21 protein-coding genes and 5 tRNA genes are annotated in these 21773 nt (G+C 67.9%); 6 read left to right on the forward strand and 20 right to left on the reverse strand.

Features of this window, described 5'->3' with window-relative positions; translation table 11 throughout:
• Positions 1 to 64: 64 nt before the first annotated feature.
• From BMY69_RS10145 to rlmE, 7 genes are all read right to left on the reverse strand, one after another.
• Positions 65 to 140: transfer RNA gene (locus tag BMY69_RS10145), tRNA-Lys, on the reverse strand.
• A gap of 21 nt (positions 141 to 161) precedes the next feature.
• Positions 162 to 238 (reverse strand) — tRNA-His (locus BMY69_RS10150).
• 14 nt (positions 239 to 252) lie between these two features.
• Positions 253 to 329, reverse strand: a tRNA-Arg gene (locus BMY69_RS10155).
• Positions 330 to 353: 24 nt separating this feature from the next.
• Positions 354 to 430 (reverse strand) — tRNA-Pro (locus tag BMY69_RS10160).
• 139 nt (positions 431 to 569) lie between these two features.
• Positions 570 to 646, reverse strand: a tRNA-Arg gene (locus tag BMY69_RS10165).
• A 292-nt stretch (positions 647 to 938) separates the two neighbouring features.
• Positions 939 to 2870: an ATP-dependent zinc metalloprotease FtsH gene (gene ftsH / locus BMY69_RS10170; protein WP_175472802.1), complete on the reverse strand. Its 1932-nt coding sequence runs from the start codon at positions 2868 to 2870 to the stop codon at positions 939 to 941.
• Entirely contained in the window at positions 2867 to 3517 is a 651-nt protein-coding gene (gene rlmE, locus BMY69_RS10175; RefSeq protein WP_090054272.1) for a 23S rRNA (uridine(2552)-2'-O)-methyltransferase RlmE, read from the reverse strand. Before rlmE ends, ftsH begins: the two co-directional genes overlap by 4 nt.
• Positions 3518 to 3601: 84 nt before the next feature.
• On the opposite strand from rlmE, the gene BMY69_RS10180 reads away from it, so the two are divergent.
• Genes BMY69_RS10180 through panE form a run of 3 tightly spaced genes read left to right on the forward strand, consistent with a single transcriptional unit; the run spans position 3602 to position 5224 of the window.
• Positions 3602 to 3898, forward strand: coding sequence for a YhbY family RNA-binding protein (locus tag BMY69_RS10180; RefSeq protein ID WP_090054274.1), 297 nt, complete (start codon positions 3602 to 3604; stop codon positions 3896 to 3898).
• Positions 3899 to 3902: 4 nt separating this feature from the next.
• Positions 3903 to 4274: an Mth938-like domain-containing protein gene (locus tag BMY69_RS10185; RefSeq protein ID WP_090177700.1), complete on the forward strand. Its 372-nt coding sequence runs from the start codon at positions 3903 to 3905 to the stop codon at positions 4272 to 4274.
• Between the two features lie 11 nt (positions 4275 to 4285).
• Positions 4286 to 5224, forward strand: coding sequence for a 2-dehydropantoate 2-reductase (gene panE / locus BMY69_RS10190; RefSeq protein WP_090177702.1), 939 nt, complete (start codon positions 4286 to 4288; stop codon positions 5222 to 5224).
• Between the two features lie 13 nt (positions 5225 to 5237).
• Here the strand turns inward: panE and BMY69_RS10195 are convergent, their stop codons facing one another.
• Genes BMY69_RS10195 through surE form a run of 4 tightly spaced genes read right to left on the reverse strand, consistent with a single transcriptional unit; the run spans position 5238 to position 8365 of the window.
• Positions 5238 to 6230, reverse strand: coding sequence for a peptidoglycan DD-metalloendopeptidase family protein (locus BMY69_RS10195; RefSeq protein WP_090178433.1), 993 nt, complete (start codon positions 6228 to 6230; stop codon positions 5238 to 5240).
• Positions 6231 to 6259: 29 nt separating this feature from the next.
• Positions 6260 to 6868 carry a YqaA family protein gene (locus BMY69_RS10200; protein WP_090054279.1) on the reverse strand — a complete coding sequence of 203 codons (609 nt, stop codon included), beginning with the start codon at positions 6866 to 6868 and terminating at the stop codon, positions 6260 to 6262.
• Between the two features lie 29 nt (positions 6869 to 6897).
• Positions 6898 to 7578 (reverse strand): protein-L-isoaspartate(D-aspartate) O-methyltransferase, encoded by a 681-nt coding sequence (locus BMY69_RS10205; protein ID WP_254779251.1) that lies wholly within the window; start codon positions 7576 to 7578, stop codon positions 6898 to 6900.
• A gap of 4 nt (positions 7579 to 7582) precedes the next feature.
• On the reverse strand, positions 7583 to 8365 hold the full coding sequence (surE, locus tag BMY69_RS10210) for a 5'/3'-nucleotidase SurE (protein WP_090177704.1): 783 nt from the start codon (positions 8363 to 8365) through the stop codon (positions 7583 to 7585).
• 166 nt (positions 8366 to 8531) lie between these two features.
• Between surE and BMY69_RS10215 the strand changes: the two genes are divergently transcribed.
• Positions 8532 to 9074 (forward strand): Smr/MutS family protein, encoded by a 543-nt coding sequence (locus tag BMY69_RS10215; RefSeq protein ID WP_090177707.1) that lies wholly within the window; start codon positions 8532 to 8534, stop codon positions 9072 to 9074.
• Positions 9075 to 9212: 138 nt separating this feature from the next.
• Here BMY69_RS10215 and truD read toward each other — a convergent pair whose 3' ends face one another.
• From truD to BMY69_RS10255, 8 genes are all read right to left on the reverse strand, one after another.
• Positions 9213 to 10229, reverse strand: a complete 1017-nt coding sequence (gene truD / locus BMY69_RS10220) for a tRNA pseudouridine(13) synthase TruD (protein ID WP_090177710.1) — start codon at positions 10227 to 10229, stop codon at positions 9213 to 9215.
• An 8-nt stretch (positions 10230 to 10237) separates the two neighbouring features.
• Positions 10238 to 11665, reverse strand: a complete 1428-nt coding sequence (mgtE, locus tag BMY69_RS10225; protein WP_090177712.1) for a magnesium transporter — start codon at positions 11663 to 11665, stop codon at positions 10238 to 10240.
• Positions 11662 to 12135, reverse strand: a complete 474-nt coding sequence (gene ispF / locus BMY69_RS10230) for a 2-C-methyl-D-erythritol 2,4-cyclodiphosphate synthase (protein ID WP_090054290.1) — start codon at positions 12133 to 12135, stop codon at positions 11662 to 11664. Before ispF ends, mgtE begins: the two co-directional genes overlap by 4 nt.
• Complete coding sequence (gene ispD, locus BMY69_RS10235; protein ID WP_090177715.1) at positions 12135 to 12824, reverse strand: 2-C-methyl-D-erythritol 4-phosphate cytidylyltransferase; 690 nt, start codon at positions 12822 to 12824, stop codon at positions 12135 to 12137. Before ispD ends, ispF begins: the two co-directional genes overlap by 1 nt.
• Entirely contained in the window at positions 12824 to 13153 is a 330-nt protein-coding gene (ftsB, locus tag BMY69_RS10240) for a cell division protein FtsB (protein ID WP_090055805.1), read from the reverse strand. The genes ispD and ftsB overlap by 1 nt, the downstream gene beginning before the upstream one ends.
• A 23-nt stretch (positions 13154 to 13176) precedes the next feature.
• On the reverse strand, positions 13177 to 14475 hold the full coding sequence (gene eno / locus BMY69_RS10245) for a phosphopyruvate hydratase (protein WP_090177718.1): 1299 nt from the start codon (positions 14473 to 14475) through the stop codon (positions 13177 to 13179).
• A gap of 10 nt (positions 14476 to 14485) precedes the next feature.
• On the reverse strand, positions 14486 to 14869 hold the full coding sequence (locus BMY69_RS10250) for a hypothetical protein (RefSeq protein ID WP_090177721.1): 384 nt from the start codon (positions 14867 to 14869) through the stop codon (positions 14486 to 14488).
• Positions 14870 to 14987: 118 nt separating this feature from the next.
• Positions 14988 to 16667, reverse strand: coding sequence for a CTP synthase (locus BMY69_RS10255; protein ID WP_090054299.1), 1680 nt, complete (start codon positions 16665 to 16667; stop codon positions 14988 to 14990).
• A 240-nt stretch (positions 16668 to 16907) separates the two neighbouring features.
• On the opposite strand from BMY69_RS10255, the gene BMY69_RS10260 reads away from it, so the two are divergent.
• Entirely contained in the window at positions 16908 to 18707 is a 1800-nt protein-coding gene (locus BMY69_RS10260; RefSeq protein ID WP_090177723.1) for an aminopeptidase P family protein, read from the forward strand.
• A gap of 194 nt (positions 18708 to 18901) precedes the next feature.
• Entirely contained in the window at positions 18902 to 20791 is a 1890-nt protein-coding gene (gene parE / locus BMY69_RS10265) for a DNA topoisomerase IV subunit B (protein ID WP_090054303.1), read from the forward strand.
• A 45-nt stretch (positions 20792 to 20836) separates the two neighbouring features.
• On the opposite strand, the gene BMY69_RS10270 is transcribed toward parE, so the two are convergent.
• Complete coding sequence (locus BMY69_RS10270) at positions 20837 to 21703, reverse strand: hypothetical protein (protein ID WP_143070454.1); 867 nt, start codon at positions 21701 to 21703, stop codon at positions 20837 to 20839.
• Between the last annotated feature and the right edge of the window lie 70 nt (positions 21704 to 21773).

Below are 21773 nucleotides of genomic sequence, written 5' to 3' on the forward strand. Positions count from 1 at the left end.
CTGCGCCCGTGCGTATCCGCCTCGAAAAGAAAAGGCGCTCAGGTTTCCCTGAGCGCCTTCGAATTGGTGGGCCGTGTAAGATTCGAACTTACGACCAATTGATTAAGAGTCAACTGCTCTACCAACTGAGCTAACGGCCCGTTTGAAACTTGCGTTGTAAGTGGGGTGGACGATGGGACTCGAACCCACGACATCCGGAATCACAATCCGGTACTCTAACCAGCTGAGCTACGCCCACCATAAAACACCATCTGGCGCGCCCGACAGGAATCGAACCTGCAACCGTCGGCTTAGAAGGCCGATGCTCTATCCGGTTGAGCTACAGGCGCAGGCACTGTACGTAGAACGCCAATTGGTCGGGGCAGAGGGATTCGAACCCCCGACATCCAGCTCCCAAAGCTGGCGCTCTACCAGACTGAGCTATACCCCGAACTTCAAGCACCATCCCGATTTACCGGGGTGTAGCCTTCAAATGTTACGGGTCAAACTCAAGCCCGTCAATCCGTATGAACACACCACACTTTCAACTACCGCGACCGAAGCGTTACCGCCGCGGCCTTGCTTAAAGATGGTGCGCCCGGAGAGATTCGAACTCCCGACCACCAAGTTCGTAGCCTGGTACTCTATCCAACTGAGCTACGGGCGCACACTTTAAACCTTTGACCCGGTGACTAATGCCGTGAAGCGTTAGCGCCGTGCCGAGAAGCGGAATTATTCAGATATCGAGGGTGTGCGTCAACACTTTTCTGAAACTTTTTTTCTCGCGGATGTAACAAGCGTTGCGAATAGCCGTCCGAATGGATGCATTCGCGAGGTCGCATTGCCGCGATGTCGTCGCGAGCCTGCCCGCAGGATCGCCGATGCGATCGGCTCCTGGCGGGCTGGGGCGAGTCTCCGCTCCATGACGAAGAAGGGCGGCCCGTGGCCGCCCTTCCCGTTTACAGCTGCGTGGCCGGCTTGCCGACCTTGTCCGGCGCGGAGCCGGCGTCACCGCGCGGGGGCGGCGGCGGGGTCGGACCCGGCTTCTGCCAGTCGGCCGGCGGCCCCGGCTCACGACCGTTCATGATGTCGTCGATCTGGCGTGCGTCGATCGTTTCGTACTGCAGCAGCGCGTCGGCCATCACGTGCAGCTTGTCGATGTTGGTGGTGAGCAGGTCCTTGCTGCGCGCGTAAGCGCGATCGAGGATCGTGCGCACCACTTCGTCGATCTTGCGCGCCGTCTCGTTGGACACGCTCTTGTGCTGCGTCACGGAGCGGCCGATGAAGACCTCGTCTTCCTCCTCGCCGTACGTGACCGGACCCAGTTCGTCGGACAGGCCCCACTTCGTGGCCATGTTGCGGGCCATCTTCGTGGCGCGCTCGATGTCGTTCGAGGCGCCCGTCGTGACCTTGTCGTGACCGAAGATAAGTTCTTCCGCCACGCGACCGCCATACAGCGAGCACAGCTGCGATTCGATGGCGACCTTGTTCATGCTGTAACGGTCGCCCTCGGGCAGGTACATCGTCACGCCCAGCGCGCGGCCGCGCGGGATGATGGTGACCTTGTACACGGGGTCGTGTTCCGGCACCAGACGGCCGATGATCGCGTGGCCCGCCTCGTGATACGCCGTCAGCCGCTTCTCTTCGTCGTTCATGGCCATCGAGCGGCGCTCGGTGCCCATCAGGATCTTGTCGCGCGCACGGTCGAGGTGGCTCATGCGCACTTCGCGGGCGTTCTCACGCGCGGCGAACAACGCGGCCTCGTTCACGAGGTTCGCCAGGTCGGCACCCGAGAAGCCGGGCGTGCCGCGCGCGATCGTCATCGGTTCGACGTCCGTCGCGGTGGGCACCTTGCGCATGTGCACCTTGAGGATCTGCTCACGGCCCTTCACGTCCGGCAGGCCGACCACGACCTGGCGGTCGAAACGGCCCGGGCGCAAGAGCGCGGGGTCGAGCACGTCGGGACGGTTCGTCGCCGCGATGACGATGATGCCCTCGGTGCCTTCGAAGCCGTCCATCTCGACGAGCAGCTGGTTGAGCGTCTGCTCGCGCTCGTCGTGACCGCCGCCCATGCCGGCGCCGCGATGACGGCCGACGGCGTCGATCTCGTCGATGAAGATGATGCAGGGCGCGTGCTTCTTCGCCTGCTCGAACATGTCGCGCACGCGGCTCGCGCCGACGCCCACGAACATCTCGACGAAGTCGGAGCCCGAGATCGAGAAGAACGGCACCTTGGCCTCGCCCGCGATCGCCTTGGCGAGCAGGGTCTTGCCGGTACCGGGCGGGCCGACCATCAGCACGCCGCGCGGAATCTTGCCGCCCAGCTTCTGGAACTTGCCGGGATCGCGGAGGAATTCGACGAGCTCGCCGACCTCTTCCTTGGCTTCGTCGCAGCCGGCGACGTCGGTGAAATTGACCTTGACCTGGTCTTCGCCCTGCAGCTTGGCGCGCGAGCGACCGAAGCTCATGGCGCCACGTCCACCGGAGCCGGCCTGCATCTGGCGCATGAACCAGATCAGCACCGCCACGAAGATGATGATGGGCAGCCAGTTGAAGACGAGGCCCAGCAGCGAGAAGCCGTTGTCGGCGGGCTCCTGGCGAAGCTCGACGCCCTTGTCGCGCATCTGCTTGACCAGGTCGCTCGTGGACAGGCCCACCACCGGCACCACGGTGCGGTAGGAGCCGCCGTCCTTCAGCTTGCCGGTGATCGTCGGCGGTGCCGTCGAGGTGATCGTGCCGCTCGCGACGTTGCCGTTGTCCACCTGCTGCGCGAAGGTCGTGTAGGACATGTCCTGCGACGAGCCGCTATGCGGGTTGAAGGTCTGGAACACGGTCAGCAGGACCACCGCGATGATCAGCCAGAGCAACAGGTTTTTTGCCATCTCGTTCATGCGCGGTTCTCGCCAGGTTGCCGGGACGCGGACTTCAGGCCGGTCGCCAGCGCATAGACCTCTCGCGAACGGGCGCGGGAGGCCTTCGGTTTACGCATCGTCACGCGACTGAAGTCCGCGCGCAAGTTCTTCAGGTACTCGTCGAACCCCGCCCCCTGGAACAGTTTCACCAGGAACGACCCGCCCGGCTTCAGCCAGTCGAGGCTGAACTGACGGGCCAGGTCGCACAGGTCCATGGCGCGGATCTGGTCGGCGAGTGCCACACCGGACATATTGGGGGCCATGTCCGACAGGACAAGATCGACCTTCTGGCCTCCGAGCATCGCTTCGAGCTCTCGAAGCACCGATTCTTCGCGGAAGTCGCCCTGCATGAATTCCACGCCGGCGAGGCTGGCCATGGGCAGGATGTCCAGGGCGATCACCTTGCCGGTGTCGCCGAGGCGCTGGCGGGCGAGCTGGGACCAGCCGCCGGGGGCGGCGCCGAGGTCGACGATCGTCATGCCGGGCTTCAGCAGCCGGTCGCGGTCGATCAGCTCCTCCAGCTTGAAGACGGCGCGGGAGCGCATGCCCTCCGCCTGGGCCTTCTTGACGTAGGGATCGTCGAAATGCTCCCGCAGCCAACGGGAACTGCTCTTGCTGCGTGCCATGGGCTTTCGACCATCGATAAGTAAGGTGCCGGCCGTTGATGATACCCTTTGCCGCCTGTCAGCCGCACATCGAACCTGAACGCAATGTCGCTCTCCCCTACACAGCGCCGTTACCTGCGCAGCCTCGCCCACGACCTTCGCCCGGTGATCCTCCTCGGCAACAAGGGCGCCACCGAGGCCGTGGCCAAGGAACTGGGCCAGGCCCTGGACATCCACGAGCTCGTCAAGGTGAAGCTCTCCGGGGGCGACAAGGACGAGCGCCAGGCGCAGATCGCCTTCCTCACCGGCCAGACGGGCGCCGAAAACGTCCAGGAAATCGGCCACATCGTCGTCCTGTTCCGCCGGAACGAGCAGGACCCGAAGCTCGCCCTGCCCCGCTGAGCCCATGGATCTCTCGTTCGAGCACCAGGGCGAATACCTCTTCGTGCGGCGGGTCGGGCCGTCGACGGTCACGATCGTCGACCGCGACTTCCACCAGAGCCTGCTGGTCACGCCGAACGAGGTGGTCGAGGACTGGCCGGTCACCGACGCCGCGCAACTGAGCCTGACCGACGTCGAGACCATCGCGGCCCTGAAGCCCGAGGTCGTGCTGCTGGGCACCGGTGAGCGCCAGGTCTTCCCGCCGGCCGAGGTCATGGCGGCGTTCCTGCGCCGCGGCATCGGCATCGAAGCCATGACCAACGGCTCGGCCGCCCGCACCTACAGCCTCCTGGCCGCGGAGGGCCGGAAGGTCCTGGCGGCCTTCATCCTGCCCTGAGATACCTCTCCATGCGCATCCTCGTCCTGGGCGCCGGCGGAACCGGTGGTTACTTCGGCGGACGACTTGCCGAGGCGGGTATCGACACGACGTTCCTCGTCCGCCCGGAACGCGCGCGCACGCTGGACAACAAGGGACTGGTGATCCGCAGCCCGTTCGGCGACGCGCACCTGAGCGTGAAGCACGTCACCGCGGACACCGTGGCGGATGCCGGGCCCTTCGACCTCGTCCTCCTCTCGTGCAAGGCCTACGACCTGCACTCCGCGATCGAAGCGATCGATCCGGCCGTGAGCGACGGCACCGCCATCCTTCCGATCCTCAACGGCCTGGCGCACTACCCCTCGCTCGACCGCCGCTTCGGACCCGACCGCATCATCGGCGGCATGTGCGTGATCAGTGCGGGCAAGGGCCCGGACGGCGAGATCGTCCATTACGGCAACGGCGCCTCGATCACCTTCGGCGAACGCGACGGCGCCACGCACGGCGAACGCTGCGACGCCATCGCGGCGACGCTCGCCAGCGCACGGATCGACCATACGCACGCCGAGGACATCCACCGCGACCTCTGGGCCAAGTTCACCTTCCTCGCCACCCTGGCGGGGGCAACCTGCCTGTTCCGCGGCAGCGTCGGCGACATCGTCGCCACCGACGACGGCCGGCTGCTCGTCGAGCGCATGTACGAGGAATGCCTCGGCGTGGCTCGCGCCTGCGGCCATCCGGTACCCGACAAGGCGCGTTCGTTCGCCTGGAAGACGCTGACGCAGGAAGGCTCGCCGCTCACGGCGTCGATGCTGCGCGACCTGGAATCGGGCCAGCGCATCGAAGGCGACCACATCGTCGGCGACATGCTCCGCCGCGCGCGCGACGCCGACGTGCCTGCGCCCCTGTTGCAGGTCGCGCTGACGCACCTGCAGGCCTACGAGGCGCGCAAGGCCCGCGGCGGGCTCTGAGTCGCCCGCCGGGTTATTTCGGCGGCAGGTATTGCAGCGGATCGACCGGGTTGCCGTCGCGACGGATCTGGAACTGGAGTTCGTCGCGGGTGGCCCCGGACGAGCCCATCTCGGCCACCGTCTGACCGGCCTTCACCTTCTCGCCTTCCTTCACCAGGCGCTTGCGGTTGTGCCCGTACGCGGAAAGGAAGCTGTCGCTGTGCTTGATGATCACGAGCTCGCCGTAGCCGACGAGACCGTTGCCGCTGTACACCACGACGCCGTCGGCCGCGGCGCGGATCGGATCGCCCGCCTTGCCGCCGACCTCGATGCCGGGGATCGCGTCGCCCGACGAGAACTTCTTGATGAGCGCACCGTCGGCCGGCCAGCGCCAGGTGATGCCACCCGCGCTACGCGTGGCGCCACTGGCGACGATCGGCGTGGACGCCGGCGGATTCTCGACCGGCGGAGGCGGCTGCGTCGCGGGCGCGGAGGGCGCGGCCGGCGGCGGGACCACCGATTCGGCCGGCTTGCCGGCGACCACGACGGGCGTGTTCGTGGTGGTCGCCGGCGCGGGCGCCGACACGACGGCCGGCGGCGGCGCGCTCTCCGCCTCGGTCACGGGCGCGAAGCCCGGTTGCGCGCCGGCCGGCGGCGGCGCCGCGTGCGGCGCGGGTGACGGAGGCGGCGTCGCGGCCACGACCGGTGCCGGCGTCGCCGTGTGCGACGCGCGGCCCGGCGGTGAGAGACGCAGCTCCTGGCCGGGCCAGATGGTGTAAGGCGAGGCGATGCCGTTCCAGCTGGCGAGGTCGCGGAAGTCGACCTTGTTGCGGAAGGCGATGCTGTAGAGCGTATCGCCCTTGCTGACGCGATAGCTGCCGCCCGGCGGGGGCGGCGGCGTGGCGGCGCGCGCCGGTTGATACGACCCCGGGCTTCGGGTCACCACGACGGAACTGCGCTCGATGCCGCAACCGCTCAGGACGAGGACGGCCGCCAGGGTGGCGGCCAGCGGCAGCGCTCGGGTCATGAGCATCGCGGATCTCCTTTCACGGTCACTCATCGCAACAGGAACCACCAGGCGGCCAGCAGGACGATGGCTACGATAACAGCCCACCCTATCCATTCGATGTGTTTGCGCAGCATCTGCTCCGCGCGCTCACCGAAGATGCGCACCAGCAGCGCCAGCAGCCAGACGCGCTTGCCGCGGCCGATGAGCATGCACAGCAGGAACGGCAGCAGCGGCACGCCGACGATGCCGGCGGCCCAGGTGACGAACTTCATCGGCACGACAGGCTGGAGCGCGGCCATCGCCAGCACGATGTAAAGGCCGAGCGCATGCGCCTGCATGTCCTTCTGCAAGTTTTCCACGCCCTTCAGGATCGGCGCGAGCAGGTGCAGCGAGTCGAGCAATGGCTTCAGCGCCTCGAAGGCGAAATGGCCCAGCGCGTAACCGACCACGGAGCCCAGCAGCGAAAACAGAAGGCTCCAGTTGGCGAAACGGAACGCCTTGCGCGGCTCGGCGAGCATCATCGGCGCCAGCATCACCTCCGGCATCACCGGGAAGATGAAGGCTTCGACGAAGGAGAGGCCGGCGAGATAGCGCACCGCATGGCGATGGCGTGCCCAGGTGATGGCGCGCTCGTAGAGCGAAGCGAACAGCCGCATTCAGCGGTTTTCCTTATGAGGGGACGGCATCAGCCGATGCCGCCGAGTAGCGGGACGAAACTCACGGCGCCAAGGTCTTCGCGAAGCACCTCGCCGTTGGCCTCCTTGCGCAGGCGGATGAGCACCTGCTGGCTGGGACTGCCGACGGGCGCCACGAGCACGCCCCCGGGCTTCAGCTGGTCGAGCAGCTTCGCCGGGACGCGGTCGCCCGCGGCGGTGAGGATGATCCCGTCGAAGGGCGCATCCGATTCCCAGCCCAGCTTGCCGTCGTCGTGACGCGAGCGGAGGTTCTCGATGCCGAGCTGACGGAAGCGGCGACGTGCCTGGCGCAGGAGTTCCTCGATGCGCTCGACGGTGTAGACCGTCGGGACGACGCCCGCCAGCACGGCGGCCTGGTAACCGGAACCGGTGCCGATCTCCAGCACCCGTTCCGGCACGCCGTGCTCGATCAGGGCTTCGGTCATGCGCGCGACGATCCATGGCTGGGAGATCGTCTGGCCGTGGCCGATCGGCAGCGCGGTGTTCTCGTAGGCGCGCGAATGCAGCGCCTGGTCGATGAAATGGTGGCGCGGCAACTGGCGGATGACCTCGAGCACGCGCTCGTCGCGGATGCCCTCCTCGGCCAGCCGCGCCACGAGGCGGTCGCGCGCGCGCTGCGAGGTCATGCCTTCGCCGCGCAGCGCCGATGGTGGAAGCGCATGGAGGTTCACCACGTCAGGCGGCCTCCTCGTTGCCCATGCCGGGGGTCAACGAAAGCATCCAGCTGCCGACCTTCTCCAGCGCCTGCACGCGCGTGAGGTCGGTGTGGATCGGGGTCACCGAGACGTAGCCGCGGCGCACCGCGTCGAAATCCGTGCCCGGACCGTCGTCGTCGATCTCGCCCGGCGGCCCGATCCACCACATCTCGCGGCCGCGCGGGTCGTGCGCGCGGATGGCCGGCGCGGAACGATGGCGCTTGCCGAGGCGCGTGACCTCGAAGCCGCGAATCTCGCCCCACGGAAGATCGGGCACGTTGACGTTGAGGATCGTGTCGGCCGGCAGCGGGTCGACGATCAGGCGGCGCATCAGCATCAGCACGGCGCTGGCGGCCGAAGCGTAATGACGGCCCGAATCCTCGCGCGTCGCGAGCGAGACGGCGATGGCCGGCAGGCCGAGGAAGCGCCCTTCCATCGCGGCGGACACCGTGCCGGAATAGATGACGTCGTCCCCCAGATTGGAGACGCTGTTGATGCCCGAGACCACGATGTCGGTGTCGTGATCGAGCAGCCCGGACAGCGCGAGATGGACGCAGTCCGTCGGCGTACCGGCGACGCGGTACGCGCCGTTGTCGAGACGTTTCACGCGGATCGGCGCGTCGAGGGTAAGCGAGTTGCTCGCGCCGGAGCGATCGCGATCGGGGGCGACGATGGTCACCGTACCGAACTCGGCCAGACGCTCGGCCAGCACCTGGATGCCAGGGGCCTCCACGCCGTCGTCGTTGCTAACCAGAACTTGCATGCTGATCCAGATCGAAAAACGGGTGCGGCGGCCCCATCGTGAGGGAACCGCCCGACCGCCCAAGTCTACCGGACCGGCCCACGGGATTCACGACGACCAGGTCTCGTGGCCATCGCGACCCCGGACACCGTTACGCCGATCCGGCGCATCCCGTAGGATCACGCTCATGACGCGACGCCCGCCGAAAATCCACGAGGACGATAGCCGGCTCTTCCGCGAGGCGATCGGCGATGTACGTCCGGTGATGACGAGCCACTCGCCCCCGGAGCGGCCGCGGCCCGAGCCGCATCCGCACATGCGCGACGCCGACGAAGCGGCCGTGCCCGCCGAATCGATGCTCTTCGACTACGATCCGGCGGATCTCGAGGTCGGCGAGGAACTGTCGTTCCTGCGCGACGGCTACCCACCGAAACTCCTCAAGCAACTCAAAAGAGGCCAGTTCAGCATCCAGGCCGACGTCGATCTCCATCAGATGAACGCGGCCGCCGCGCAACTGACGATCGCGGAGTTCCTGGCGGAGTGCCGCCACGACGGCCTCCGCTGCGTGCGGATCATCCACGGCAAGGGACTCCGCTCGAAGGCGGCGGGGCCGGTACTGAAGGGGCTGACTGATCGTCTGCTGCGGCGGCGCGACGATGTCGTGGCGTTCGCGTCGGCGCGGCCGATGCAGGGCGGCACCGGCGCCGTGGTGGTGTTGCTGAAGGGCTGAACGGGCCTGGACGTCTCGTAACCGTCACGACCGTAGGAGCGCGCCCTGCGCGCGACATTTTTTCGCGAAGAGCGCCAGGACCTGCGGCTCAAGGCGCCAAAAGCTGTCGCGCGCAGGGCGCGCTCCTACGGCGCCCGGTCAGCCCGTAAGAGCAACCTCGCGCAGTACCGTCGTGGCGTACGCGCCCGCCGGCAGACCGAACGCGACCTCGAGCGCGCCGTCGTCGAGCCAGCGCCAGGCGAGGTCACGCGGACGCAGGCGCAGCGCCCTGCGCTCCTGGTCCATGCGCGCCCCGGCGAGGCCTTTCGCGAGATCCTCGTCGCGCGCGGCGACCGCGCGTTCCAGTTCACCGGCCGCGCCACCTGCCGGCGTATCGCCGCTGCCCCACAACGGTCCCGACGGATGGATGTCGAAACGCGCGAGTCGTTCGGCGAGCGTCGCGTCGAACGCTTCCGGACCGAACCACGAGCGGGAACCTTCCAGCGACCAGATCTCGCCATCCATCGGCGTGTCCCACCGCCCCGCCGCGACACGCTCGGCCAGCACGCCGTTGAAGATGTGGGACCGCGCCGCGGAGAGCAGGATCGAGCGCTTGTCGCGGTCGACGCGGCGGCCGGCGAACATCGCCTTCGCCTGCGCGACGTTGTTCCCGCCCAGGCCGAAGCGCTGCTCGCCGAAATAGTTCGGCACGCCCCGCGCCGCGATAGCCGCCAGACGATCTTCCGCTTCGGCACGTTCGCCCTCCACCTCGCGCAGCACCAGCACGAAGCGGTTGCCGCGCAGCGCGCCGCGCTTGATCTTGCGCGAATGACGCGCGGCCGACAGGATCGTCACGCCCTCGGCCGGAAAGGCGGACCAGTCGGGATCGGCCTTGCCGGGCAGGTGCACGGTGAACACCTGCCGGGTCACGGCGTGCCGGTCCTTCATGCCGGCGTAGCCGACGTTCATCGCCTGGACGCCCGCGAACTTCGCCAGTTCGCGGGCCACCCACTCCGTGTTCGCCCCGCGCTTCTCCACCACGAGGAAGGCATGCTCGCCCGTGCCGTCGGCCTCGTAGCCCGACACCTCTTCGACGAAGAAATCGTCGGGCGTCGAACGCAGGCGGCCTTTCAGCGGTGGCGCGCCGAAAGCGAAGGGAAGTTCGTTGTCGCTCATGGATAGACCTACAGCAGGAACAGCGTGGCGAGACCGAGGAAGATGAAGAAACCGCCGCTATCGGTCATGGCGGTGATGAGCACGCTGGAGCCGAGCGCAGGATCGCGGCCGAGCTTGACCATCAGCATCGGGATACCGACACCCATGAACGCGGCCAGCAAAAGGTTCAGCGTCATCGCGGCGGTCATCACGAGGCCGAGCGACACGCTGCCGTAGAGCAGCCACGCGACGATGCCGATCGCGCCACCCCAGACGATGCCGTTGACGAGGGAGACGCCAAGCTCCTTGCGCCACAGCCGCCTGGCCTGCGACACGCCGACTTGCTCGAGCGCCATCGCGCGCACGATCATGGTGATGGTCTGGTTGCCCGAATTGCCGCCGATACCCGCGACGATCGGCATCAGCGCGGCGAGCGCCACCAGCTTCTCGATCGAGTGCTCGAACAGGCCGATCACGCGCGAGGCGATGAACGCCGTGACGAGGTTGATGGCCAGCCACGCCCAGCGGTTACGCACCGACTTCCACACGGAGGCGAAGATGTCTTCTTCCTCGCGCAGACCGCCGCGCGACAGCGCCTCGGTCTCGCTTTCCTCGCGGATGAAATCGAGCATCGCGTCCACCGCGATACGCCCGATGAGGCGCTGCTGCGAATCGACGACCGGCGCCGTGACGAGGTCGTAGCGTTCGAACGCCTGCGCCACGTCGTACGCGTCGTCCTCGGGCCGGAACGTGTTCACGTCCGGCGCCATGATCTCGTGGACCATCTTCTCGGGCGAATTGACCAGCAGCCAGTGCAGCGGAAGCACGCCCGTCAGCACGCTTTCTGCATTGACCACGAAGAGCTTGTCCGTCTGCGCGGGAAGTTCCTCGAACCGGCGCAGGTAGCGCAGCACCACTTCGAGGCTGATGTCCTCGCGGATGGTGACCATGTCGAAGTCCATCAGCGCGCCGACCTGGTCGTCCTCGTAGGACATCGCGGCTTGCACGCGTTCGCGTTCCGTCGCGTCGAGGCTCGCCATCAGTTCCGGCAGCACCTCGGTCGGCAGGTCGTCGACGAGATCGGCGAGTTCGTCCGCGTCCAGCGGCTCGACCGCCGCGAGGATCTCGCGGTCGTCCATGTCCGCGATCAGCGATTCGCGCACGGAGTCCGAGACTTCGAGGAGGATCTCGCCGTCGCGATCGGAGCGCACGCGCTGCCAGACCGCGAGTCGATCTTCGAGCGGCAGCGATTCGAGGACGTCGGCGAGGTCCGCGGGATGCAGTTCGTCGAGGCGCGCCTGGAGCTCCGCGTCGGTGGCTTCGAGCGCGGCGTCGTCGCCGTCCGGCGCACCGCCCGCGAACTCGAGCAGGCCTTCACGACGGCGCAGCAACTCCGTGATGGCCTCGAGCCTGTCGTGCAGGCGTGGCGTCGAGGCCCGCGGTTCGTTCTCGCTCATGCGCGCAGCACCAGCACCGTCGCGAGCGCCGCGATGCCTTCGCGGCGCCCTGTGAAGCCGAGCGTCTCGGTGGTGGTGGCCTTGATGCTGATGCGGTCGATGTCCACACCGAGGTCGTCGGCGACGATCGTGCGCATGGCATGCGCGTGCGGGCCGACCTTCGGCGCCTCGCAGATCACCGTGATGTCGGCGTTGCCGAGCTCGTAACCGCGCTCGGCCAGCATGGCGGCGACCTCGCGCACGAACACGCGGCTGTCGGCACCGCGCCACTTCTCGTCCGACGGCGGGAAGTGCTTGCCGATGTCGCCGAGCGCGAGCGCGCCGAGCAGCGCGTCGCAGAGCGCGTGCAGCACGACGTCACCGTCCGAGTGCGCCAGCACGCCCTGCCCGTGCGGCACGCGCACGCCGCCCAGCATGACGTGGTCGCCTTCGCCGAACGCGTGGACGTCGAATCCCTGGCCGATGCGCATTACCGTGTCCTCTCCAGCAGGAATTCCGCCAGCGCGAAATCCGCCGGCGTCGTGACCTTGATGTTGTCTTCCGATCCTTCCACCAGGAGCGGCGCGATGCCCGCCCGCTCCATGGCCATCGCCTCGTCGCTCACCACGATACCCGCGCCGGCGGCAAGGCGGAGTGCATGGGTCAGCTCGCCACGCCGGAACATCTGCGGCGTGAAGGCCCGCCAGCGACCTTCGCGCGGTTCGGTGGCGACGCTGTGACAGCCCGCGTCGGCGCGCTTGAGCGTGTCGCGCAAGGGCGCTCCCAGCAGGCCGCCGTCACGCTGCGAGGCGTCCTCGATCAATCGCGTGATGTCGGCCGCGCGCACGCACGGACGCGCGGCGTCGTGCACCAGGACGAATGCCTCGTCGGGCACGGACGCGGGCAGCGCCAGCAGCCCGGCCAGCACGGAGTCGCTGCGTTCGCCGCCCCCGGTCGCGGTGCGCAGCGGTTTGCCGCCGACCGCCTCGACGCCCTCGAACGCGGTATCGCCCGCCGCCAGCGCGACGACGATCCCGGCGATGCGCGGATGGGCCGCCAGTCGCTCGAGCGTGTGCCGGATCATCGGCTTGCCGCCGATCGGCTGGTATTGCTTCGGCCGGTCGCCGCCGGCCCGGACGCCGCGACCGGCGGCCGGAATCACACACCAGAGCGCGTCCATCACTGGTCGCCGGCGGTGACGGGCGGCGGAGGCGGCGGCGCGCTCGTCGCGGCGCCCGGCTCCACCACCTGATAGAACGTTTCGCCCGGTTTCACGAGCCCCAGCTCCTGACGCGCGCGCGCTTCCGTCGCCTGTTCGCCGTGCTTGAGGTCTTCGACGTCGGCGGCGAGCGCCTGGTTACGCTTCTGCAGCCCCTCGTTCTCCTCGGTCTGTTTCGCGACCGAGGCACGCAGCGATTCGACCTCGGCGACGCCCCCACCGCCGACCCACAGCTTCAGCTGCAGCGCGATGAGGACGACGACGAGGATCAGTCCGATCCAGCGCAGGATGGCCGCGTTGCTCAAGACAAGGCTCAGCCAGGCAGCTTGGACAGGTTCGGGAACGCGTTGCGGCCGGCGTACGTCGCCTTCGCGCCGAGGGCTTCCTCGATGCGCAGCAGCTGGTTGTACTTGGCCACGCGATCCGTGCGGCAGAGCGAACCGGTCTTGATCTGCGTCGCGGTGGTGGCCACGGCGATGTCGGAGATCGTGGTGTCTTCGGTCTCGCCCGAGCGGTGCGAGACGATCGCGGCGTACTTCGCGCGGTCGGCCATCGCGATGGCTTCGAGCGTCTCGGACAGCGTGCCGATCTGGTTGACCTTGATCAGGATGGCGTTGGCGATCTTCTTGTCGATGCCTTCCTGGAAGATCTTCGGATTGGTCACGAACAGATCGTCGCCGACGAGCTGGATGCCGCCGTCCACGACCTTCGTGAGGTGCGCCCAGCCGTCCCAGTCGCCCTCGGCCATGCCGTCCTCGATCGTGACGATCGGATACTGCTTCGCCCACGACGCCAGCGTGTCGACCCACTGCTCCGGCGTGAACACCTTGCCCTCGCCTTCGAGGTCGTACTTGCCGTTCTTGAAGAATTCCGAACTGGCGACGTCGAGGCCGAGGAGGATGTCGCTGCCGACCTTGTAGCCGGCCTTGTTCACGGCTTCGAGGATCGTGTCGAGCGCTTCGACGTTCGACTTCAGGTTCGGCGCGAAGCCACCCTCGTCGCCCACCGCCGTGTTGAGGCCGCGGCCCTTCAGCACCGCCTTCAGCGCGTGGAAGATCTCGGCGCCGTAACGAAGCGCCTCCGCGAAGCTCGGCGCGCCGACGGGCAGCACCATGAACTCCTGGACGTCGACGTTGTTGTCCGCGTGGGCGCCGCCGTTGATGATGTTCATCATCGGCACCGGCAGCGAACCGCCGCCGTCGACCATCAGGTACTGCCACAGGGCCTGCTTCTTCGACGCGGCCACGGCGTGCGCGGCGGCCATCGACACACCGAGCAGTGCGTTGGCACCGAGCTTGCCCTTGTTGTCCGTGCCGTCGAGGGCGATGAGCTTGTCGTCGAGGCCCTTCTGGTCGGCCGCGTCGTAGCCCGCGAGCGCCTTCGCGATCTCGCCGTTGACGTTGGCGACCGCCTTCGTCACGCCCTTGCCGCCGTAGCGGCTCTTGTCGCCGTCGCGCAGTTCGACGGCCTCGCGCGTGCCGGTCGAGGCGCCGCTGGGGACGGCCGCGCGGCCGAACGAACCGTCGGCGAGGGTGACCTCGGCTTCGAGGGTCGGATTGCCGCGGGAATCGAGGATTTCGCGGGCGTGGATCTTGGTGATGGACGTGGTCATGCGGTTCCCGTTACGAGTTGGAATGACTGAAGAAGGTACCGACCAGCACGAGGCCGGCGGTCCCGACGAGGATGAGCGTGTTTAGCCCGAAGCCGATCGCGCCGAACGTGCGGCGGCGATCCTGCCTGCGCAGGGCGATGAAGCCGAGGACCAGGCCGACGAGCGAGAGGATGAGGAATACGCAGATGACGAGCCCGATGACGCCGAACACCGGCAGGTGCTGGTCCGACTCGCCCGACGCGATCATGAGCGCGGAAAAGCCGATGCCGGCGACGATGACCAGGCCGGAGACGATGGCGATGACGAACGACGCGATGCCGTGACCCGACTGCGGCAGACGCGCCGCACGCTGGCGCCCCGCGCCCGCGTCGTGGATCCCGTTGTCGTCGCTCATCCAGCCCGTCTCCCCGGGGCACGTGGCCCCACCGTTGGCATGGCCGGCGCAGGCGCGCCGGATCCCGTCAATCATACCGTTCCCGGGGGCGATCGGACGCCGCTCCCGGTGCGGCGTCTTACGCCGCGGACTCTTCGGAGCGGACGGCGAGCTTCTCGCCCTCGCGGACCGCCTTGTACTCGCGCGCGGCGCGCACGAAGCCGATGAACAGCGGATGGCCTTCGCGCGGCGTGGAGGTGAACTCCGGATGCGCCTGGCAACCGAGGAACCACGGGTGGACCTGGCGCGGCAGCTCGACGATCTCGACCAGCAGGTCGTCCATCGACTTGCCCGAGATCACGAGGCCGAGGTCTTCGAACGACTGGCGGTAGCGATTGTTGAACTCGTAGCGGTGACGGTGACGCTCGCGCACGACGTCCTCGCCGTAGAGCTCGCGGGCCAGCGTGCCGGACTTCAGACGGCATTCCTGCGCGCCGAGGCGCATGGTGCCGCCGAGATCGGAGCGCTCGCTGCGCACTTCGGTCTCGCCCGTGGCCGTGGTCCATTCGGTGATCAGCGCGATGACCGGATCCGGCGTGTTGCGATCGTTCTCGCTCGAATCCGCCTGCGTCAGGCCGGCGGTGTTCCGCGCGAACTCAACGACCGCGGCATGCATGCCGTAGCAGATGCCGAAGTACGGCACGCCGGCTTCGCGGGCGAACTGCGCGGCGAGGATCTTGCCCTCGAAGCCGCGCTTGCCGAAGCCGCCGGGGACGAGGATGGCGTCTGCACCGCCGAGCACCGCGCGGGCGCCGCGCGCCTCGACGTCCTCGGAATCGACCCATTCCAGGTTGACGCGCGTCGACTGCTTGATGCCGCCGTGACGCAGCGCTTCGCCAAGCGACTTGTAGGCGTCCTTGTGCTCGACGTACTTGCCGACGATCGCGACGGTGATCTCGTCGCGCGGATGCTCCACGGCCTCGACCGTGCGCGTCCAGCTCGTGAGGTCGGCCGGACCGGCGTCGAGGCCGAGGCGCTTGATGACGAGCTCGTCGAGACCCTGCTCGTGCAGCCACATCGGCAGCTTGTAGATGACGTCGACGTCGACCGTGCTGATGACGGCGTTCTTCGGCACGTTGGTGAACAGCGCGATCTTGTGGCGCTCGCCGTCGGGCAGCGGCTCTTCGCAGCGGCACAGGAGGACGTCGGGCTGGATACCGATCGAGCGCAGCTCCTTCACGGAGTGCTGCGTCGGCTTCGTCTTGATCTCGCCCGCGGCCTTGATGAACGGCACGAGCGTGAGGTGCACGAACATGCACTTCTCGGGGCCGTGCTCGATGCGCAGCTGACGGATCGCCTCGAGGAACGGCAGCGACTCGATGTCGCCGACGGTGCCGCCGATCTCGACCAGCGCCACGTCGAAGCCGCGGGTGGCCTCGTGGATGGAGTGCTTGATCTCGTCGGTGATGTGCGGGATCACCTGCACGGTGGCGCCGAGGTAGTCGCCGCGGCGCTCCTTGCGGATCACCGATTCGTAGATCTTGCCGGCGGTGATCGAATTCTTGCCCGTCAGGCGCGTGCGGACGAAACGCTCGTAGTGGCCGAGGTCGAGGTCGGTCTCCGCGCCGTCGTCGGTGACGTACACCTCGCCGTGCTGGAAGGGACTCATGGTGCCCGGATCCACGTTGATGTACGGATCGAGCTTCATCATGGTCACGGAAAGACCGCGCGCCTCGAGAATGGACGCAAGCGAAGCCGCTGCGATGCCTTTCCCGAGGGAAGACACCACACCGCCGGTGACGAAAATCAGGGGAGTCATGCGAGCAGCCAGTGCTGGAAATTTGTATTTTACCTAAGTGTGCGGCGGCCCGCGAGTAGCGGGGCGCGTGGACGTGGGAGTCGGGGGATGGGCAGCGGGGGCGCAAGTACGATCGCCCGAGGGGGCCGCAGGCGTCCGGAACGCGCACCGCCAGCGCGAAGTCGCCCGCTCCCTCAACCGCCCGCCGCGCTCGCACCCCCATTTCCCTTCCCCCGCCCCCGCTTCCCGTACCATTGCGCCATGAGCCCATCCCCCATCCCCGCCCGCCTCCAGGCCTTGCGCGCCGCCATGGCACGCGAAGGCGTCGCCGCCGTCGTCGTGCCCACCGCCGATCCCCATCTCTCCGAATACCTGCCGGCCCGCTGGCAGGCCCGGGAGTGGTACTCGGGCTTCACCGGTTCGGCCGGCACACTGGTCGTCACCGCCGACGGCGGCGGGCTGTGGACCGACTCGCGCTATTTCTCGCAGGCCGAGGCCGAACTGGCCGGCAGCGGGCTCCCCCTCATGAAGCTGAACGTGGCGCACACGCCCGAGCACGTGGCGTGGCTGGCGGAGCGGTTCGGCGAGGGCGACACCATCGCCATCGCCGGGGACAGCCTCTCGGTCGCGGGCGCCGAGGGCCTCGAGAAGCGGCTCGAACCCGCCGGCGCCCGCCTGCGCACGGACCTCGACCTCGCCGGCTCGGCGTGGGCCGATCGCCCCGCGCCGCCTTCGGCGGCCGTTTTCGCCCATGCGGCGCCGTTCGCGACCATCGGGCGCGCGGACAAGCTCCGCCACGTGCGCAGCGCGATGCGCCGCGCCGGGGCCACCCATCACCTGCTCTCCAGCCTCGACGACATCGCCTGGCTGACGAACCTGCGCGGTGCCGATGTCGACTTCAATCCGGTCTTCGTGGCCCACCTGCTGGTCGGCGAGACGGCGGCGACGCTGTTCATCGACGCGGCCAAGGTGCCGGCGGACGTCAGGACGGCGCTCGCCGCCGATGGGATCGCGCTGGCCGATTACGGCACCGCCGCCTCCGCCATCGCCGCCCTGCCCGACGAGGCGGCCCTGATGTACGACCCCGCGCGCGTCGTCGTCTCTTTGCTGGAAGGCCTGCCGGTGGGCGTCACCTCCATCCGGGCCGCGAGCCCGTCGACCGCGCAGAAGGCGCGCAAGACGCCGGAGGAGCTGGACCACATCCGCGACGTGATGCGCCGGGATGGCGCGGCGCTCGTGCGCGCCTTCCGCCGGATCGAAACCGGCCTGGCCGCTGGCGAGCCCCTCACGGAACTCGACGTGGACACGATCGTCCGCGACGCGCGTGCCGCCCAGACGGGCTTCGTCGGCGAGAGTTTCTCCACCATCGCCGGCTACCAGGCGAACGGCGCGCTGCCGCACTACCGCGCCACGCCCGCCGGCTTCAGCCCGCTGGCCGCGCGCGGTTTGCTCCTGGTCGATTCGGGCGGCCAGTATCTGGGCGGCACCACCGACATCACGCGCGTGCTCGCGCTCGGCCCGGTGACCGACGAGCAGCGGCGCGACTCCACGCTGGTGCTCAAGGGCATGATCGCCCTGTCACGGGCCCGCTTTCCCAAGGGCGCGAGCGGCCCGCAGCTCGACGCGCTGGCGCGCGCGCCCCTGTGGGCCGCGGGCATGGACTTCGGTCATGGCACCGGACACGGCGTGGGTTACTTCCTGAACGTGCACGAAGGCCCGCACGGGATCCGGCCACCGGTGGCGGGTGGCGCGCTCGTTCCGCTGGAGACGGGCATGATCACCTCGATCGAACCGGGTCTCTACAAACCGGGCCGTTACGGCATTCGCCACGAGAACCTGGCCGTGGTGACGCAGGCGGACAGCACCGAGTTCGGCGAGTTTTACGCCTTCGAGACCCTCACGCTCTGCCCGTTCGACCGACGCGGCCTCGAGCCCCGCCTGCTCGAACCGTCCGAGCGCGCGTGGCTGGACGATTACCACGCCACCGTACGAGCCGCCCTGTCGCCCCTGCTCGATGGCGCGGACCGCGAATGGCTGGAGTGGCACTGCGCGCCCTTGTGAAACCGTGCGGGAAATCGCCGATACGATCGGCTCCCACCCTCTGGTAGCAGCGTCTCTACCAAAGGGTGGGAGCCGATCGTATCGGCGATCCGGCGCCGCGTCGCGTCTCATCGCCTGATACGCATCGCTGCGACCCTTGACCATCCGGTGGGGCAAACCCCATCCTGCCCGGCTACGAACGGCCTCGATACCTCATGAATACTCGCTACAACGCCTCAGACATCGAAGTCCTCAGCGGTCTCGACCCCGTCAAGCGCCGTCCCGGCATGTACACGGACACCGCGCGGCCGAACCATCTCGCGCAGGAGGTCATCGACAACTCGGTCGACGAGGCGCTCGCCGGTCACGCGAAGACGATCGAGGTCACCGTGTTCAACGACGGCTCGGTCGAAGTCACCGACGACGGTCGCGGCATGCCGGTCGACATCCACCCGGAAGAGAAGGTGCCGGGCGTCGAGCTGATCCTCACGCGCCTGCACGCGGGCGGCAAGTTCTCGAACAAGAACTACGCGTTCTCGGGCGGCCTGCACGGCGTCGGCGTCTCGGTGGTCAACGCGCTGTCGACGCGCGTCGACGTCACGATCCGTCGCGACGCGCAGGAATACCGCATGAGCTTCGCCAACGGCGACCGCGCCAGCGAGCTCGAGGTCATCGGCAGCGTGCCGAAGAAGAAGACCGGCACGACGCTGCGCTTCTGGCCCGATCCGAAATACTTCGACACGCCGAAGATCCTCGTCTCGCGCCTGAAGCACCTGCTCCGCGCCAAGGCCGTGCTCTGCGCGGGCCTGACGGTGCGCCTGCTCGACGAGTCCACCGGCGAGACGACCGAATGGTATTTCGAGGACGGCCTGCCCGATTACCTGCGCGGCGAACTGCAGGGCGCCGAAGCGCTGCCCGCCGATCTCTTCGTCAAGCACTTCGCGCGCGAAACCGACGCGGTCGACGTCGCTCTCGCCTGGCTGCCCGAAGGCGAGCTGGTGCAGGAGAGCTACGTCAACCTCATCCCGACGGCCCAGGGCGGCACGCACGTGAATGGTCTGCGCTCCGGCCTGACCAACGCCATCCGTGAATTCTGCGATCTGCGCAACCTGCTGCCGCGCGGCGTGAAGCTGGCGCCGGAAGACGTCTGGGAGCGTCTCGCGTTCGTGCTCAGCATCAAGCTGCAGGACGCGCAGTTCGCCGGGCAGACGAAAGAACGCCTGTCCTCGCGCAACGCCGCCGGCATCGTCGAGGGCGTGGTGCACGACGCGTTCAGCCTCTGGCTCAACCAGCACGTCGACCTCGGCGAGAAGATCGCCCAGCTGGCGATCGAACGCGCGAGCGCGCGCCTGAAGGCCGCCAAGCAGGTCGTGCGCAAGAAGATCACCCAGGGCCCCGCCCTGCCCGGCAAGCTCGCCGATTGCGCGGCGACCGACCTCACGCGCACCGAGCTCTTCCTCGTCGAAGGCGATTCCGCGGGCGGTTCCGCGAAGCAGGCCCGCGACAAGGATTTCCAGGCGATCCTCCCCTTGCGCGGCAAGATCCTCAACACCTGGGAAGTCGAGTCCGGCGCGGTGCTCGCCTCGCAGGAAGTGCACGACCTCGCGGTGGCGATCGGTTGCGATCCCGGCAAGGACGACCTCACCGGTCTGCGTTACGGCAAGGTGGTGATCCTCGCCGACGCCGACTCGGACGGCCTGCACATCGCCACGCTGCTCTCCGCGCTGTTCCTCCGTCACTTCCCGGCGCTGGTCCGCGAGGGCCACGTGTTCGTCGCCATGCCGCCGCTGTTCCGCGTCGACGTGGGCAAGCAGGTGTTCTACTGCCTCGACGAGGAAGAAAAGCGCCTGATGCTGGAGAAAGTCGAGCGCGAAAAGATGAAGGGCGCCGTCTCGGTCACGCGCTTCAAGGGCCTCGGCGAGATGAACCCGGCCCAGTTGCGCGAGTCGACCATCCATCCGGACACACGTCGCCTCGTGCAGCTCACGGTCGATCCGGACGACGGCACGCAGAAACTCATGGACATGCTGCTGGCGAAGAAGCGCGCCGGCGATCGCAAGCAGTGGCTCGAAGACAAGGGCGACCTCGCGACCCTCGAGGTCTGATCCCCCGCGCGCCCCTGCCCGATCAACGCAGGGGCGCTCGCAACGTCAGTCGAGAATCGCCTGATCGGCCTCGATGTAGCGGAATGTCGCCCTCTCGTCCATCGACGCCGCAGGCGTGAGAAGGATCAACGGCACCCAGCGACCCGTGGCGTCCTTGAAGTCAAGCTGGTCCTTCTTCGCATCCGGGAGCCCACTGACCTGTTCGTTACTCAGGTAGAAGAAGGCTTCCAGCGGCATCCTGTCACCGACGTTCGTGTTCCAGGGGGCCACGATGACCTCGTTCCACTCGAAGTAGCGCCAGGCCTTGCGGATCTCGGCGGGCTGCATCCATGCCGTCGCCACGTCGTCATTGCCGTCCCGCGCGAGTCCGCGAAACGGGCAGCCCCAGGAACCCGGTTCGAAGCGTTCGAGAAACTGGGCAGCCGTGGTGATGCCGATCGTAGGGTCGTCGCAGCGCGTCCGGCAGCGATCCTCCTTCTCACTGCTCGTCGCGGCGTTCATGACGTAGATGCACATCGAGGTGAGTGGCGCGAGGCGCAGGCGCCGCGCCTCCTGCGCAGGGATCACGATGTACCCGTTGAACCATGCCGGTGTCCCGAAGTTGGCATCCTGACGTAGCCACGAGAAGGAGATACCGGCGGTCTGATCCGGACGCGGCAGCCACGAGTGCTGCCCTTCCACGAACGGGCCGCCGCGAAGGAGAACCCCTGAGCAGTCAACCGCAGGAGACGTACGGGAACCGCAGTCGGTCGCGGTATCGTCGAAGCGTCGCTGCAGTTCCTTGGCGACCGCCTCGCCGGTTCGCCGCTCCGCGCCAGGCTCCTGACATGCACTCAACACGCCCAGCATCGCGATGCACGCGAGCAGGAAACACCGATACATCCTCATGACCCGTCCGTCCCTGGCTGCCATCTGCGGCTTTACGTTGCGACGTAGGGCGAAGGGTGTCGATTTGCCATAGGGCGTAGGCGCGACGGAGCGT

It is taken from the genome of Luteibacter sp. UNC138MFCol5.1 (assembly GCF_900110505.1).
In the GTDB taxonomy this organism is placed as follows: Bacteria; Pseudomonadota; Gammaproteobacteria; order Xanthomonadales; family Rhodanobacteraceae; genus Luteibacter.